The 15,907-nt window shown below is 73.9% G+C and carries 13 protein-coding genes, 2 tRNA genes, 1 pseudogene and 1 riboswitch; of the genes and pseudogenes, 6 read left to right on the top strand and 10 right to left on the bottom strand.

The window, feature by feature from the left end; all coding sequences use genetic code 11:
- Positions 1-488 precede the first annotated feature (488 nt).
- The 4 genes from ACIQVI_RS32310 to ACIQVI_RS32295 all read left to right on the top strand — a co-directional run bounded on the left by ACIQVI_RS32310 (position 489) and on the right by ACIQVI_RS32295 (position 5,641).
- Positions 489-1,931, top strand: coding sequence for an MFS transporter (locus tag ACIQVI_RS32310; RefSeq protein ID WP_121832297.1), 1,443 nt, complete (start codon positions 489-491; stop codon positions 1,929-1,931).
- 143 nt (positions 1,932-2,074) lie between these two features.
- On the top strand, positions 2,075-3,259 hold the full coding sequence (gene lhgO / locus ACIQVI_RS32305) for an L-2-hydroxyglutarate oxidase (RefSeq protein WP_121832296.1): 1,185 nt from the start codon (positions 2,075-2,077) through the stop codon (positions 3,257-3,259).
- Positions 3,260-3,426: 167 nt separating this feature from the next.
- Complete coding sequence (gene trmB, locus ACIQVI_RS32300) at positions 3,427-4,224, top strand: tRNA (guanosine(46)-N7)-methyltransferase TrmB (RefSeq protein ID WP_403602431.1); 798 nt, start codon at positions 3,427-3,429, stop codon at positions 4,222-4,224.
- A 64-nt stretch (positions 4,225-4,288) separates the two neighbouring features.
- Entirely contained in the window at positions 4,289-5,641 is a 1,353-nt protein-coding gene (locus ACIQVI_RS32295; protein ID WP_403602428.1) for a PrsW family intramembrane metalloprotease, read from the top strand.
- On the opposite strand, the gene ACIQVI_RS32290 is transcribed toward ACIQVI_RS32295, so the two are convergent.
- From ACIQVI_RS32290 to ACIQVI_RS32265, 6 genes are all read right to left on the bottom strand, one after another.
- Positions 5,638-6,609, bottom strand: coding sequence for an aldo/keto reductase (locus ACIQVI_RS32290; RefSeq protein WP_403602425.1), 972 nt, complete (start codon positions 6,607-6,609; stop codon positions 5,638-5,640). The genes ACIQVI_RS32295 and ACIQVI_RS32290 overlap by 4 nt on opposite strands.
- Positions 6,610-6,664: 55 nt before the next feature.
- A complete protein-coding gene (locus tag ACIQVI_RS32285; RefSeq protein ID WP_403602422.1) occupies positions 6,665-7,798 on the bottom strand; it encodes a M23 family metallopeptidase in 1,134 nt (377 codons plus the stop codon).
- Between the two features lie 11 nt (positions 7,799-7,809).
- Positions 7,810-7,956, bottom strand: a riboswitch (cyclic di-AMP (ydaO/yuaA leader).
- 223 nt (positions 7,957-8,179) lie between these two features.
- On the bottom strand, positions 8,180-9,463 hold the full coding sequence (locus ACIQVI_RS32280) for a PP2C family protein-serine/threonine phosphatase (RefSeq protein WP_403602419.1): 1,284 nt from the start codon (positions 9,461-9,463) through the stop codon (positions 8,180-8,182).
- A gap of 172 nt (positions 9,464-9,635) precedes the next feature.
- A complete protein-coding gene (locus ACIQVI_RS32275) occupies positions 9,636-10,376 on the bottom strand; it encodes a MerR family transcriptional regulator (RefSeq protein WP_403602416.1) in 741 nt (246 codons plus the stop codon).
- A 137-nt stretch (positions 10,377-10,513) separates the two neighbouring features.
- A tRNA-Met gene (locus ACIQVI_RS32270) sits at positions 10,514-10,587 on the bottom strand.
- Between the two features lie 66 nt (positions 10,588-10,653).
- Entirely contained in the window at positions 10,654-11,145 is a 492-nt protein-coding gene (locus ACIQVI_RS32265; protein ID WP_403602413.1) for a rhodanese-like domain-containing protein, read from the bottom strand.
- A gap of 244 nt (positions 11,146-11,389) precedes the next feature.
- Here ACIQVI_RS32265 and ACIQVI_RS32260 point away from each other — a divergent pair, with 244 nt between their 5' ends.
- Entirely contained in the window at positions 11,390-12,352 is a 963-nt protein-coding gene (locus ACIQVI_RS32260; RefSeq protein ID WP_403602459.1) for a sigma-70 family RNA polymerase sigma factor, read from the top strand.
- A gap of 13 nt (positions 12,353-12,365) precedes the next feature.
- Here the strand turns inward: ACIQVI_RS32260 and ACIQVI_RS32255 are convergent, their stop codons facing one another.
- On the bottom strand, positions 12,366-12,950 hold the full coding sequence (locus ACIQVI_RS32255) for a phosphatase PAP2 family protein (RefSeq protein ID WP_351972073.1): 585 nt from the start codon (positions 12,948-12,950) through the stop codon (positions 12,366-12,368).
- Positions 12,947-14,323, bottom strand: coding sequence for a diacylglycerol/lipid kinase family protein (locus ACIQVI_RS32250; protein ID WP_403602456.1), 1,377 nt, complete (start codon positions 14,321-14,323; stop codon positions 12,947-12,949). The genes ACIQVI_RS32255 and ACIQVI_RS32250 overlap by 4 nt, the downstream gene beginning before the upstream one ends.
- Positions 14,324-14,709: 386 nt before the next feature.
- On the opposite strand from ACIQVI_RS32250, the gene ACIQVI_RS32245 reads away from it, so the two are divergent.
- Positions 14,710-15,306, top strand: coding sequence for a dihydrofolate reductase family protein (locus tag ACIQVI_RS32245; RefSeq protein ID WP_403602409.1), 597 nt, complete (start codon positions 14,710-14,712; stop codon positions 15,304-15,306).
- A gap of 80 nt (positions 15,307-15,386) precedes the next feature.
- On the opposite strand, the gene ACIQVI_RS32240 is transcribed toward ACIQVI_RS32245, so the two are convergent.
- Together ACIQVI_RS32240 and ACIQVI_RS32235 are read right to left on the bottom strand one after the other, a co-directional pair.
- A tRNA-Lys gene (locus tag ACIQVI_RS32240) sits at positions 15,387-15,460 on the bottom strand.
- Between the two features lie 204 nt (positions 15,461-15,664).
- Positions 15,665-15,907: pseudogene (locus ACIQVI_RS32235) on the bottom strand (RNA helicase); the annotation flags it as partial.

Here is a 15,907-nt window from a genome sequence, read left to right as displayed (position 1 = left end):
AAAGCCGAATGCGCCCCTGGCATGGGCCAGTTGGACACCGGCGACATTCGGCCGAATATCGACCGCGTCTGAAGGTTTAGAAGGCGTGCGGGAACGAACAGGGGCGGTCCGTTCTCCACGGACCGCCGGCTGACCGGGAGGCGCTTCCGCCTCCCGGCGCCGTCCGCCGCCCGCGGGGAATGGGGCGGCGGTGTCCCCCAGCCCACTGGTCCGGGACTCCGACCCCGGCCGAATGGGCCGACCCACGCGGTACCGATGGAAGCGCTCCCGCCCCGCCCGGACGAGAGCGCACGGCCGGGCGCACGGCCACACGGCCGGAGCACGCGTCCCCCCGACGGCCCTCCCCGCCGATTGGTCACACAACAATCTCGCCATACGGAACACCGCCCCTTAACGGTAGGGATGCGGCGAACTACGCTGTGCTTACGAATGCCGCACGCCTATGCCCGGCGTCGTGGCGGCCGTCTGTGCTGTCGAGGGGTGGCGTCATGTCCAGGGAGCAACGCGGGCCGAACGAAAAGCTCGGCACGGTTCTCGCCCTCGCGGGAATCAGCAACGCCGGACTCGCCCGGCGCGTCAACGACCTTGGTGCGCAACGGGGTCTGACGCTTCGTTACGACAAGACCTCGGTCGCCCGCTGGGTGTCCAAGGGCATGGTGCCGCAGGGCGCCGCCCCGCACCTGATCGCCGCCGCGATCGGGCAGAAGCTCGGCCGTCCCGTGCCGCTGCACGAGATAGGGCTCGCCGACGCCGACCCGGCGCCCGAGGTGGGGCTCGCCTTCCCGCGCGACGTGGGCGAGGCGGTCCGCTCGGCCACCGACCTGTACCGGCTCGACCTCGCCGGACGGCGGGCCGGCGGGGGCGGCATCTGGCAGTCGCTCGCCGGGTCGTTCGCGGTCAGCGCGTACGCCACGCCCGCGTCCCGCTGGCTGATAACCCCGGCCGACCCGTCGGTGGAGCGGGAGCTCCCGCGCCCGGCGGTCGGCTCCCCGGCGGCTCCCGCACCGGAGCACGCGCGCGTGGGCCACAGCGACGTCGCCAAACTCCGCGAGGCCGCCGAGGACGCGCGCCGCTGGGACTCCAAGTACGGCGGCGGGGACTGGCGCTCGTCCATGGTCCCCGAGTGCTTACGCGTGGACGCGGCCCCGCTGCTGCTCGGCTCGTACTCGGACGAGGTCGGCCGGGCCCTGTTCGGCGCGACCGCCGAACTCACCCGGCTCGCGGGCTGGATGGCCTTCGACACCGGGCAGCAGGAGGCCGCCCAGCGCTACTACATCCAGGCCCTGCGGCTCGCCCGGGCCGCCGCCGACGTGCCCCTCGGCGGGTACGTCCTGGCGTCCATGTCCCTCCAGGCCACCTACCGGGGCTTCGCCGACGAGGGCGTGGACCTCGCGCAGGCCGCCCTGGAGCGCAACCGGGGGCTCGCCACCGCCCGCACCATGTCCTTCTTCCGGCTCGTCGAGGCGCGCGCGCACGCGAAGGCCGGGGACGGGCCCGCCGCCGCGGCCGCGCTCAAGTCCGCCGAGGGGTGGCTGGAGCGGTCCCGGGCGGGCGACTCCGACCCGACCTGGCTGGGCTTCTACTCGTACGACCGGTTCTGCGCCGACGCCGCCGAGTGCTACCGCGACCTGCGGATGCCGCGCGAGGTCCGCCGCTTCACCGAGCAGGCGCTGTCCCGGCCGACGGAGGAGTTCGTCCGCTCGCACGGGCTCCGGCTCGTCGTGTCCGCTGTCGCCGAACTGGAGTCCGGGAACCTGGACGCGGCCTGCGCGGCCGGTACGCGCGCGGTGGAGGTGGCGGGGCGGATCTCGTCGGCGCGGACGACGGAGTACGTACGGGACCTGCTGCACCGGCTCGAACCGTACGGGGACGAGCCGCGCGTCATGGAGCTGCGCGAGCGGGCCCGGCCGCTGCTCGTCGCCCCGGCGTGACGGCCGCGCCGCGCGGGTCCCGGACGGGCCTCCGGCCCCGCATGAACACCCGCCTCCGGGTGAACCGCGTCTCATGAGGCCGCGCGAGGTTTCACGGCTTTGTCAGTGGGCCAGTGCAGTATCGGGGGTGGGAGGTGGGGCCGGTGTTCGACTGTGACGTGCTGGTGATCGGCGGTGGGATCGTCGGTCTGTCGACGGCGTACGCGCTGACGCGTGCCGCCCCCGGCACCCGGGTCACGGTCCTGGAGAAGGAGCACGCCCTCGCGCGCCACCAGACCGGGCGCAACAGCGGGGTGATCCACAGCGGGATCTACTACCGGCCGGGGTCCCTGAAGGCGCGGTTCGCGGTCGAGGGCGCGGCCGAGATGGTCAAGTTCTGCGCGGAGTGGGGCATTCCGTACGAGGTGACGGGGAAGCTCGTCGTGGCCACCGCGCGCGAGGAGCTGCCCCGGCTGCACGCGCTCGTGCAGCGCGGCCGGGAGAACGGCATCCCGGTGCGGGAGCTGGGCCCGGCGCAGATCAGCGAGTACGAGCCGCGGGTGCGGGGGCTCGCCGCGATCCACGTCGGCACGACCGGGATCTGCGACTACGGGGCGGTGGCGGAGCGGCTCGCCGAGGCGTCCGGGGCGCGGATCCTGTACGGCGCGGAGGTCGCCGTGATCGACCGGCGGCCCTGGGGCGTCGCCGTGCGGACGGCGGACGGGCGGGTGGTGCGGGCGCGAGTCCTGGTGAACTGCGCGGGGCTGTACTGCGACCGGGTCGCACGGCTCGCGGGCGACGACCCGGGGATGCGGATCGTGCCCTTCCGGGGGGAGTACTACGAGCTGGCCGATCCGTCGCTGGTGCGGGGCCTGGTCTATCCGGTGCCGGACCCGGCGTTCCCGTTCCTCGGGGTGCACCTGACGCGGGGCATCGACGGCGGGGTCCACATCGGGCCGAACGCGGTGCCGGCGCTCGCCCGCGAGGGATACGGCTGGTCCGTCGTCCGCCCGCGCGAGCTGGGCGCCACCCTGGCCTGGCCGGGTTCCTGGGCCATCGCCCGGGAGCACTGGCGGTACGGGGCGGGCGAGCTGCGCCGCTCGGTCTCCAAGCGGGCCTTCACGGAGGCGGTGCGGCGGCTCCTGCCAGTGGTGGAGGAGTCCGACCTGCGGCGGGCCGCGCCGGGGGTGCGGGCGCAGGCGGTGCTGCGGGACGGGACGCTCGTCGACGACTTCCTGATCCGCGAGGCGGCGCGCACGGTCCACGTCCTGAACGCGCCCTCGCCCGCGGCGACGGCCTCGCTGCCGATCGGCCGGGAGGTGGCGGGACGGGCGCTGGCGTTCTTGTAGGCGCCGGTGTCCTCGGTAGACGCCCGTGCTCTTGTAGGCGTCGGCGGGGCGTGCGGGCGCGGCCCGTGCGCGTACGGGCCCGCCCCGCACACGTAGGCACACGTACGCACGCGTGCTCATGCACGTACGCACGCGCGCCCGTCCCCACCCGTAGAATCGGCCGCATTGTGTCTGAGCAGCCTGAGAACAGCCCGCGGCCCGTCGCCGACCCCGCCTCCCCGCCCGTCGCGCGGCGGGGCAGCCGGATGTTCGCCCCCGGGGAGGGGCCCCTGCCCGATCCCGCCGGGTCGCACCACGAGCGGCGGATCCGGAGTTTCCAGCCGCGGCGCAGCCGGGTGACCGCCGGGCAGGCCGAGGCGATGCTGAAGCGGTGGCCCGACTGGGGCCTCGACATCGACGGCAAGCGGGTCCTGGACCTGGACGAGATGTTCGGCGGGCTCCCGGTCGTCCTGGAGATCGGCTTCGGGATGGGCGAGGCGACCGCGCAGATGGCGGCCGCCGACCCCGGCACCGGCATCCTCGCCGTGGACGTGCACACCCCCGGCCAGGGCAATCTGCTCGGGCTCGCCGACCGGAACGGCCTCACCAACGTCCGGGTGGCCAACGGCGACGCGATCATCCTGCTCCGCGAGATGCTCGCGGGCGACTCCCTCGACGGCTGCCGGGTCTACTTCCCGGACCCGTGGCCCAAGGCCCGGCACCACAAGCGGCGGCTGATCCAGCCCGAGTTCCTCGGCCTCCTCGCGACCCGGCTCAAGTCCGGCGGCGTGCTGCACTGCGCCACCGACTGGGAGGAGTACGCGGAGCAGATGCTGGAGGTGCTCACCGCGCACCCGGACTTCGAGAACACGCAGGCCGACGGCGGTTACGCGCCCCGTCCCGGCTTCCGGCCCCTCACCCGCTTCGAGGGCCAGGGGCTCGACAAGGGGCACGTCGTCCACGACCTCCTCTTCCGGAGGAAGTAGGAGGGAGGCGGGCGGCTCGTAAGTGCGTCGCCCGCTGTCCGTGCCGGTGGTTAGGGTCGCTCACGTGTCGAACCCCGCCCCCGCCGAAACCGGACCCGGACACGGCCCCGGAACCGAAGCCGCCCCCGTGCCCCACCGGGACACCGAGGAACCGGCCTTCCCCGCCGCGGCCGACCGGTCCCAGTGGCGCTACCGGCCGCGCCGGGCCTTCTGGCGCAGCCGGGTGGTCCGGGCGATATGCCTGGTCACCGTGCTCGCGATCTGCGCCCTGGTCATCCTGGCGCTGGTCCGCGAACAGACGGGCACCCAGGGCTTCCTCGTCGGCCTGGCCCTCGCCGTGCTCCCCGTACCGCTGCTGATGGCGGCGTTCCGCTGGCTCGACCGGGTCGAGCCGGGCCCCTGGAAGAACCTGCTCTTCGCCTTCGCGTGGGGCGCCTTCGCCGCCGCGCTGGTCGCGATCCTGGCGAACTCCTTCGCGGTCCGCTGGATCGCCACGGCCACCGCCGACCCGGACTCCGCCGACCACCTCGGCGCCACCGTCATCGCCCCGGTGGTGGAGGAGAGCGCCAAGGCCGCCGCGATCCTGCTGCTCTTCCTCTTCCGCCGCCGGAACTTCGGCGGGCTCGTCGACGGGGTGGTGATCGCCGGCTTCACCGCGACCGGCTTCGCCTTCACCGAGAACATCCTCTACCTCGGCAACGCCTTCGGCGAGGACCAGGAGGTCGGCGCCACCGGCATCGGCATGGTGACCGCCGGGACCTTCTTCGTCCGGGTCGTGATGTCGCCGTTCGCGCACCCGCTGTTCACCGTGCTCACCGGTCTCGGCTTCGGCTTCGCCGCGCTCGCCCCGCGCGGGAAGCGGCTGCGGAAGGTGCTGCTGCCGCTCGCCGGACTGCTGCTCGCCATGGGGATGCACGCCGCCTGGAACGGCTCGGCGACCTTCGGCGGCCCCTGGATCTTCTACGCGGTGTACGGGGCGCTCATGATGCCGGCCTTCGGCCTGCTGACCTGGCTCGCGATCTGGAGCCGGCAGCGGGAGCTGCGCACGATCGCGGGGGAGCTCCCGGCGTACGCGGCGGCCGGCTGGCTCTCCCCCGCCGAGCCGCTCGCGCTCTCCTCGATGCGGGCCCGGCAGCTGGCCCGCGCCTTCGCCGCCCGGACGTACGGCAAGGAGGCCGCCCGGGCGGTCGGCGAGTACGAGTCGTTCGCGACGACCCTGGCGTTCCTGCGGGACCGGGCCCGGCGCGGCACCGCCGGGCCCGACTTCGCGGCCCGCGAGCAGGAGCTGCTGCACCACCTGTGGCAGCGCAGGGCGGTCGCCTCGCCCGCGCTGACGTACGCGGCGCGGGCGACGGGCCGGGCGTGGGCGCCGCCGCAGTACCTGGACTACGGCGACTACAACCCGTACCGCAGTTAGCCCCGGGCTTCGGAGGTCCCGGCGGCCTCGGAGGCCTCGGTCAGGAGCGTCAGCTCCTCCTCCGTGAGCCTCAGGTCGGCGGACGCGACCAGGGCCGGGAGCTGTTCGACCGTACGGGCCGAGGCGATCGGCGCGACGACCGTCGGCCGGGAGGCGAGCCAGGCGAGGGCGACGGAGGCGGGCTCGGCGCCGTGCGCCCCGGCGACCGCGTCGAGCGCGGAGAGCACGGCCCGGCCCCGCTCGGTGTCGAGGTGCTTGCCGGCCCCGGCGGCGCGGGCGCTGTCGACGGTGGTGCCGGGGCGGTACTTGCCGGTGAGGAAGCCGGAGGCCAGGCCGTAGTACGGGACGGCGGCGAGGCCGGCCCGCTCGGCGGTCTCCAGGAGCGGGCCCTCGTAGGTCTCGCGGGAGACCAGGTTGTAGTGCGGCTGGAGGGCGACGTAGCGGGCGAGGCCCTCGGCCTCGGCGAAGTCGAGGGAGGCGCGGAGCCGCTCCGGGGAGATGTTGGAGGCGGCGACGGCCCGCACCTTTCCGTCCCTCACCAGCTGGTCGAGGGCGGTGACGATCTCCTCGACGGGGACGGACTCGTCGTCGAAGTGGGTGTAGTACAGGTCGATGCGGTCGGTGCCGAGGCGGCGCAGGGACTCCTCGGCGGCGGCCTTGATCGTGGGGGCGGAGAGCCCCTTGAAGCGGGGGTGGGAGCCGACCTTGGTGGCGACGACGATGTCGTCGCGGTTGCCCCGGGAGGCGAGCCAGCGTCCGATGACGGTCTCGGACTCGCCGCCCTCGTTGCCCTCGGCCCACGCCGAGTAGACGTCGGCGGAGTCGACGAAGTTGCCGCCCGCGGCGGCGTAGGCGTCGAGAACGGCGAAGGACTGCGCCTCGTCGGCGGTCCAGCCGAAGACGTTGCCGCCGAGGGCCAGCGGGAAGACGTGCAGGTCGGACGTGCCCAGCGTACGGAGAGAGGTCATGGGGTGGACAACGGTCCCCGCCGCCGGGCGTATTCCGCGTGGGCGCGGGAAGGGATCAGACGGTCAGGCCCTTGGAGCGCAGCCAGGCCGCCGGGTCGACGCCGTCGCCGCCGCCGGGGTGGACCTCCAGGTGGAGGTGGGCGCCGGAGACGTTGCCGGTGGCGCCGACGCGGCCGATCGTCTCGCCGGTGCCCACGGTCTGGCCCGCGGAGACCGTCATGGAGGAGAGGTGGCAGTACCAGACCTCGGTGCCGTCCGCCAGCTCCAGGACGATCCGGTAGCCGTAGGAGCCGGACCAGCCCGCCGACTTGACCGTGGCGCCGTGGACCGCCTTGAGCGGGGTGCCGGTGGGGGCCGCGAAGTCGAGGCCGGTGTGGTAGCCGGAGGACCACATCGAGCCGGACTGCATGTAGGTGGCGGTGAGGGAGTACGAGGAGAGGGGCATCGAGTAGCTCGCGGCGAGCTTGGCGAGGCGCTCGGCCTCGGCCTTCGCCTTGGCTTCCGCCTCCGCCTTGGCCTTGGCCTCCGCTTCGGCCTTCGCCTTGGCCTCGGCGGCCGCCTTCTCCGCGGCGTCGGCCTTGGCCTGCGCCTCGGCGGCGGCCTTCTCGGCGGCCGCCTTCTCCGCCGCGGCCTTCTCGGCGGCGTCGGCGGAGGCCTGCTGCTGCTCGGCCTGCTGGAGGATGCGGGCGCGCAGGGCCTCGCCCGCGTCGGCGGTGCCCGGGGCGTCCGCGGTCGACAGGCTCGCGCGCGTGACCTGCCCGGACCGCGAGGCCCGGTCCTGGGCCTCGGTGGTGTACGTGGCGGAGGTCAGCGGGTTCGGGTTGGCGCGGTCCGCGGGGACCGTCTCCCGCTCTTCCTGCGCGGGCAGGAGCGCGCCGACGCCGGGGAGGTCGTGGGCGTCGGGCAGGTTGAGGTCGGGGAGGTCCGGGAGCGATATGGCGACCGGGGGCTTCTCCTGCGCGGTGGCGAGGCCGCCCGCGCCGACGGCCGCGATGACGCCGACGCCGAGGACGGTGGAGGAGCGGGCGAAGTTGGAGCGCTGCTTGACGACCCGGTGCCGGCCGCCGGAGCGGTTCTGGGCGCGGAGGGAATCCTCGGTGGGGTTCCACTCGGTGTCCGGAGCGGAAGGGGCCGCACCGCCGCCGAAGGCATCGAACGGGGCTTCGGGGGCAGGGGTGTTGGACGCCACGGAGGCGCGCTCCTTTCCTTCCTTCTCGCCTACCGGGTTAGCTGACGGGTTCGGAGCAGGAAGGTCTCCTACGGGCCCGGTCGCACGGGTGCGAAGGGCTCGATTCACCCCAAATGGTGGTTCCCCGGTTCCCTTGCGGGATTCGGCGCGTGCGCACGGTGCCGTCTCTTGCGACGGCTGGGACGACCGCGCTGCGTTATCGAACGTTAATAGACAGGGGGTCCCGATTCCAAGCCGTCCCCCTTGATCATTCGTTGAATTGACAGGGATTGGTCCGACTTGATCCCCCTTCAGCAGGACTCCAGCGGGACCGAATCCGGGGGCCGTAAAACCGCCACAATCTGACGGTTCGTCAATTGTTATCTCAGGGAGACCTCGCGACTACCCCTGGTGACCGGGGCCGTCGGACGGCCGCTGCCCGGATCCTCCGGGGAGCCGGTGGCGGAGCCCGCCCGACGGCCGGTGCCGGGGTCCGCCGGGCGGCACCACCGGCATCGTCCGGCGCCGCTCGGGCTGCCCCGCCGCCGGGCGGCTCAGCGCGAGCAGCGCCATGTCGTCCGTCGCCCCGCCGCCGGTGTGGAGGCGTACGTCGTCCACGAGCGCGTCGAGCATCTCCTCGGGGCCGGGGAAGATCCGCCCGGCCAGCCGCTCCGCCGGGTCGTAGAAGACGCCCCGCGCGTCCCGCGCCTCCGAGAGGCCGTCGGTGTAGAAGAGCAGCGTCGTGCCCGGCGGGTACGGCCGGGCCTCGGCGCGGTCCGGCCACGACGCCAGGTCCCCCATGCCGAGGGGCAGCGCCGGCCGGCTCGGGTCGACCGTTTCGACCCGCCCGTCGCCGTACAGCATCAGCGGGGACGGGTGCCCCCGGTTGACCACCCGTACGAAGCCGTCGAAGGTGCCGCTGCCGTCGGAGCGCGGGACCTCGGCCAGGACGGCGGTGGTGAACCCCTCGACGGCGTCGAGGCTGTCCCGGCGGGTGCCCTCCCGGTCCAGCGCCCGTTCGAGCCGCCGCGCCACGCCCTCCAGGGTCCGCTCCTGCTCGGCCGCCTCCCGGAAGGCGCCGATGACGACGGCGACGGCCTCGACCGCGTCCAGGCCCTTGCCCCGTACGTCCCCGACCACGAGCCGCACCCCGTGCGGGGTGTCCTGCACGGCGAAGAGGTCGCCGCCGATGAACGCGTCCGCCTGCGCCGCCTCGTAGCGGGCCGCGCACCGGAGGCCGCCGATCCGCTCGGCGGGCGTCGGCAGCACCGCCTTCTGCGCGGTCTCCGCGATGACCCGCGCCGAGGCGAGCCGTTCGCCGCTGCGGCGCACCACCCGGTTGATGAGCAGGGCGAGCACGGAGACGGTGAACACGGTGAGGGTCTCGGCGACGGCCGGCGCCCGCGTGACGTCGTCGCTGAAGAGGTAGAGCCCGACCGAAGCGAGGACGGCGGCGATCCCGGTGAGGAGCGTCGTGACCAGGGGGAAGAAGGGCGCGGCGACCAGCGGGGCGGCGGCGAGCATCGGCGAGGCGGTGTACGGGGCGGGGGTCGACACGTCGAAGAGGACGCCGCCCACGATGATCAGCGGCGGCAGCGTCCGGAGGAACCAGCGGGCACGGCCGTACGGGGGACGGCCCTCACCGCCCCGCCTTCCTCGGCCCACCGCTCCTAGGGGGTGCCCCACCTTGTCCTCTCCTGCCCGGTCCGACCGGCCGCGGCCCCGTACCGCGCCCTTCCAGAGTGGCCGCCACCCGGGCGGACGGCGACTCCGCACGGCCGACTGGTGGACGGGGTGGGGCGACTGGGGCGGGAGCGACCGGGGCAAGGAGCCGGGCCGGGGCCGGGGATCGTCCGGGTTACATGTTCCGCTCGGCGTAGACCGCCATCGCGTCCCGGACGAGGATCGCGGTGCCCTCGCCGTACCTGTCGTAGTTCTTGGTGAAGCGGGGGTCGTCGACGTACATCCGGCCGAGGCCGATCACGTACTCCTTGGTCGGCGCCGTGGTGGTCGACAGCCAGGCGACCTGGCGCCGCGCGAGCTCCTGCACCTCGTCGCTGTCCGCGGCCAGGCCGTCCCGCGCCGCCTTCCCGAAGTCGCGGGCGATCCCGGCCTGCTCCTCCATGAACGCCCGCTTCTGCGCGTCGTCCAGCGAGCGCCACCACCGGTCGCCCTGCTCGTACGCCTCGCGGCCCCAGCGGTGGGTGACCTCCTCCTCGTAGCGCGTGTGGTCGAAGCCGTCGAACATCTCGTCCGCCATGAGTTCCTCTCCGTTCTCGGTCTTGTGGAGGGTGGTCCGCACCGACGCGATCTGCCGTCCGATGCGCTCGCGCTCCTGCTCCAGGAGGGCGAGGTGGGCGCGCAGGGCGACGGAGGTGTCCCGCTGGCCCGCGAGGACCTCGGCGATGGCGGCCAGCGAGAGCCCCAGCTCGCGCAGCAGCAGGATCCGCTGCAGCCGCACGAGGGCCGCCTGGTCGTAGTACCGGTAACCGTTCGCGCCGATCCGGCTCGGCTCCAGCAGTCCGCGCTCCCCGTAGTGCCGGAGGGTGCGGCTGGTGGTGCCGGCCTTCTTGGCGATCTCCTGGATCGACCACTCCATGACGAGAACGCTAGATCTTGACGTCGCGTCAAGGTCAAACGGAATCGCGCGCGTCCGGGCGGGAACGACGAACGCATCCGGACGGGAACGACGAAGGCCCGGATCCAAGAGGATCCGGGCCTTCGTTCGCTACTGAGTAGCGGGGACAGGATTTGAACCTGCGACCTCTGGGTTATGAGCCCAGCGAGCTACCGAGCTGCTCCACCCCGCGTCGGTAAACACGACTGTACGGCATGACCGGGGCGATCCTGAAATCGGTTTCCTTCAGCCCCTTCCGTCAGCAGCCGCAGTCGTCGGTGCCGACCGGGGCCGTCAGGGGGTCCGCGGCCTTCTCCGCGGGCCCTTCCCACGTCTCGTACGCGAAGCCCTCCCGCACCCAGTACTCGAAGCCGCCGAGCATCTCCTTGACCGGGAAGCCCCGCTCCGCGAGGGCAAGGGCGGCCCGGGTGGCGCCGTTGCAGCCGGGTCCCCAGCAGTACGTGACGACCGGCACGGACCGGTCGAGCAGTTCCCCGGCCCGCTCGGGGATCAGCGCGGTCGGCAGGTGGACGGCGCCGGGGACATGCCCCTGGTCCCAGGCGGCCGTGGACCGCGTGTCGACCAGGACGAAGCCGGGGCCGGTGCCCCCGGCCGCCGCGTCGGCGAGGGCCGAGGCCACGTCGGAGACGTCGGCGTGGAAGGCGAGGCTCGCGGAGAAGTACGCGGCAGCGGCGGCGGGAGAGGCCGGCGGGGTACGGAGTACGGGGTTGACCTGCGGTGTCGTCGTCATGGTGATCAAGTTAGGGCCGGAGGGCACCGCGCTGAAGTGGGGAATCCCGGCGGTCGGGGACTCCGGCCGGGGATTCCCGGGCGTTCACGACCGAACGGCGGGGATCTCACGTTCCGGAACTCCGCTCGGCCTCCCCTTGTCACATCCACGGGACCCGATCCGTCATGGAGACATGACGGGACGCGCGGGGGGAGACCGGCCGATGGACGCGGAAGGGGACGCGGGCGTGTACGGCGACGCGGGCATGTACGGCGCAGGCGTGTACGGCGACGAGGAACTCCTGGCCCGGCGCTTCGACGCCGACCGGGGCCGGCTGCGGGCGGTGGCGTACCGGATGCTGGGCTCGCTGAGCGAGGCCGAGGAGGCCGTCCAGGAGACCTGGCTCAAGCTCCACCGCGCCGACACCGGAGCGGTGCGGAACCTCAGCGCCTGGCTGACCACCGTCGTCGGCCGCGTCTGCCTGGACATGCTGCGCTCGCGCGGCTCGCGCCGCGAGTCCCCGCTGGAGTACTACGTCCCCGACCCGGTGGTCCGCGTCGGGGACACGGGCGGCACCGCCGGTGTCCCCGGCACCCCCGGCGCCACCGACGTTGCCGACCCGGAGCGCGCGGCCGAACTCACCGAGTCCGTCGGCCTCGCGCTCCTCGTCGTCCTGGAGACCCTGTCACCGGCCGAACGGCTCGCCTTCGTCCTGCACGACATGTTCGCCGTCCCCTTCGACGAGCTCGCGGAGGTCGTGGACCGCAGCCCGGCCGCGACCCGCCAGCTCGCCAGCCGCGCCCGCCGCCGGGTGCGGGACGCCTCCCCGGGCCCCGCCCCGGACCCTCGGCGCGGGCGGGAGATCGCGGACGCCTTCCTCACCGCCGCGAACGGCGGCGACTTCGAGGGCCTGCTCGCGGTCCTCGACCCCGACGTGGTGCTGCGCGCGGACGGCGGCCGGCTCATGGCCGCCACCTCCCAGGTGGTGCGGGGCGCCCGGGCCGTCGTCTCGCAGGCCCTCGCCTACTCCAGGTTCCGGAAGGCGGTGCTGCGGGTCGTGGCCAACGGCGAGCCCGCGGCCCTGTCGGTCGTCGACGGCCGACCGGCCGCGCTCATGGTGTTCACGATCGCCGGGGACCGGATCGTCGCCCTCCACGTCCTGGCCGACCCGGAACGCCTCGCGACGCTCGGCCTCACCGAGGAGGAACTGTCCCGTGCGGAACCCTGAACCCCCCTTTTCGCTACCCCCGGCGGCGGTGGGCCAGGGAGGCTCCGACCGTCAGGGAGACGGCGGCGCTGGCGACACCCAGGACGGCGCCCGCGGCGACGTCGCCCGGATAGTGCACGCCGGTGTGGACGCGGGAGTACCCCACCGTCGACGCCAGGATCCCGAGCGGCACGGCGGCGGCGGGCAGCACCACCCCCACGGCGGTGGCGAAGGCGACGGCCGACGCGGTGTGCCCCGAGGGGAACGAGGCCGAGTCGGGCATGGGGACGTGCCGGCCCGCCACCACCCGGGCCGCCTCCCGGTCCGGCCTCGGTCTGCGGACGAGCCGCTTGCCCAGCAGGTTCGCCGTGGCCGAGGCCACCGCGATCGCCCCGACCCCGGCGAGCGCGGCCCGGCGCGGACGGCCCGGGAAGAGGGCGAGCACGGCCGCGACGGAGAAGGAGATCTTGGAGTGGTCGGCCGTCCTGGAGAGCCGGCGGAGGGCCGTGTCCAGGGTGGGCGTGGGGGTGGCGGCCACGGCGGCGTACACGGCACCGTCGACGGCACGGAGATCGTGCAGGACCGCCTCGGCGGTCATGGTGGGCGTGTCGTGGGTCATGCGCCGCTCCTCGGAGGTCGGTGATGCGGGTGGGTGTGGAAGGCGAGTTCGCTGATGCGCCGCCAGTCGAGGGGCGGCCGCGGGGGCGTGGTGCCCGGCCGGTCGCGGGGCACCAGGACCCGCAGGGCGCGCGGGCGGAGGGTGCAGACGACCGGAGTGGGCAGGGTCAGGGCCTCGCCGTCGACGGCGACGGAGATGGGGCCGTCACCGCTGTCGCAGGTGACCTCGACCCTACGGGCCGTCAGGACGTTCAGGGCGGCCGCCTGGGTCCCCCGTACCGCCAGCTCGGCGGCCTGGAACGCCCCCTCCACCCGGACGCCGATCACCCCGAGTTCGCCCCCGTCGAGACGAGGTCTTCGGGCGGGGTCGGCACTGAGCGGATCGGGCGTGGCGTACGGGTTGTTGCTGACCAGGAGCGCCTGCTGGGCGTCGACCAGGGTGCCGTCGACGACCGCGTCGACGCGGTCGCCCTCGCCGCCCTGGAGCAGGTCGGGCAGGGCGTCGAGGGCGGTGCCGGCCTTCGCGTCGCGGTACTCGGGGTGCTGGACCACGTCCGCGTACACCCCGAAGGAGACGGTGTTGACGAAGGCGCGGCCGGAGACGGTGCCGAGGTCGACCCGGAGTTCCTCGCCGTCGGTCAGGGCGTTCAGACAGGTCGACGGGTCGGTGCGGTCGAGGCCGAGGTCCAGGGCGAAGTGGTTGCGGGTGCCGGCCGAGATGACGAGGAACGGCAGGTCGTGCTCGGCGGCCACGGCGGCGACCAGCGCCTGCGTGCCGTCGCCGCCGGCCACGCCGAGCAGATCGGCGCCCTCGGCCACGGCCCGCTCGGCGAGTTCGGTGACGTCGTTCTCGGCGGACGGGTCGAGGAGGATCACCCGGGCGCCCAGCTCCTCGGCGCGCTCGACGAGCCCGAACTGCTCGACCTTTCCGCCGCCGGACTTCGGATTCATGATCAGGACGGGCTTCCGGGGCCGGGCCGCGGGCTCGCCCCGCATGGTCCCGGCCTCGTCCTCCTCCGGTCGGCGCAGGGCGGACCGGGCACAGAACAGGGCCACGCCCCAGAGCGCGAGGGCCACGAGGGCGTTCAGCCAGACGCCCCCGACGATGTAGAGGGTGAGGACCGCGGCGGGCGCGGCCACCGCGAGCAGCGCGCCGAGCGCCCGCAGCGGCCCCCGGTGGGCGAGGAACCACCAGATGCCCACGGCCGACAGGGCGAGCCCCGCGAGCCCGCTCACCAGGATCAGGACCCCGCCGCCGCCCAGCGCCGTCAGCAGCACCACGATCGCGGCCACCGCCACGAGCAGCGCACAGCGCGCCAGCCGTCGGGCCGCCTTCGTCGGACCACCGGTTCCGCTCGCCGTCACCGTCCCCACCTCCACGTTCCGTCTCCACCTTTCCCCACGCCCCTGTGCCCCGCGCCCCGGGCGAAGCCGTTCGGCGGACGGGATCCGCACGGGATCCACGAGGGCCCCCGGCGGAAGGACCTCCCGGGAGCGATGACTTTCCGCCCGCCGGGCCGTCTTCCCTCCCGTACCCCACCGCTTTCCTACCCCACGGCGGGAACGGCACCCGAAAAACCGGGCGAATCAGGGAAGACACAGGGGTACCCGGAGGGTCCGGAAGCCCCGGAACCCCCAGAAAACCCGGAACTCCCACGACTCCCGGAGAACCAGGCACCGGGAACGGGAAGCAGAAACCGAGAAGCAGCGACCGGGGGCCCGGCCGCAGGCCCCGGAAACCCAGGAAGAGGACCGCACCCATGCGCATCGTCATCAGCGAGTTCATCAGCCTCGACGGCGTCGTCCAGGCGCCGGGCGGCCCGGAGGAGGACACCGACGGCGGCTTCGCCCACGGCGGCTGGTCGCACCCCTTCTTCGACCCGGAGGTGGTGGGCGGCGCGTTCGCCGAGGCCACGGAGCGGGCGGACGCCCTGCTCTTCGGCCGCCACACCTGGCGGGCGATGGCGAACGCCTGGCCGGAGCGGGCCGGCGACCCCTTCGCCGACCGGATGAACGCGCTCCCGAAGTACGTCGTCTCGGACACCCTCCACGAGGCCGACCTCAGCTGGCACAACACCCGGCTCGTCCACGGCGACAAGGCCGTGGAGCGCCTCCGCGAACTCCGCGAGGCCTCCGGCGGCGACCTCCTCGTCCTGGGCAGCCCCACCCTCGTCCGCACGCTCCTGGCCGAGGACCTGGTCGACGAACTCCGCCTGATCGTCATGCCGGTGCTCCTCGGCGGCGGAAAGTCGATCTTCCCAGCGGACGGCGTCCTGCGCACCCTCGCCCCGGTCTCCACCACCACCAGTCCCCACGGCGCGAACGTCTGCGTCTACCGCCGCCCCGAACCCGCCTGACGACACGAAGAAGCGCCCCGCCCGGTCGAAACCGTTCGGGGCGCTTCTCGGCGGTCCGGGAAAACCCCTCCCGCCTTCGGTAGGCCGTGTGGGACTCGAACCCACAACCAACGGATTAAAAGTCCGCTGCTCTGACCAATTGAGCTAACGGCCCGTGGACAAGCACACCCGTGCAGCATAGCCCGAGAGATCCCCGGAGCCGATCGGGTATCCGACACCGGGCGCGCTGCGGGCCGGGGGAAGGGGGCGGGTGGAGGGGGCGGGTCGTTGTCGGTGGGCTCGGGGGTGGGCGTACGGAACAGGGCCCGTACGGCACCGGAGTGCTCGTACGGGCCCTGGTTCAGGGTGCTAGGCGCGATCAGCCGTTGCGCTTCCAGCGCGGCTTGTCGTCGCGGCGGCCGAAGGAGCCGCCGGCCGGGCCGGAGCCGCGGTGGTCGTCGCGGCGGCCGTACGGGCGGTCGCCGCCGGAGCGGAAGCCGCCGGCCGGACGGTCGTCACGACGGTCGCGGTTGAACGGACGGTCGCTGCCGCGGTGGCCGCCGGAGGGGCGGTCGTCACGACGCTCGAAAGAACGGCCGCCACGGTCATCGCGGTTGAAGCC

The sequence above is a fragment of the Streptomyces sp. NPDC098101 genome (assembly GCF_044760185.1).
Lineage (GTDB): Bacteria > Actinomycetota > Actinomycetes > Streptomycetales > Streptomycetaceae > Streptomyces.
The sequence above is the reverse complement of the archived record's forward strand: the minus strand, read 5'-3'. Positions and strand labels throughout refer to the sequence as shown.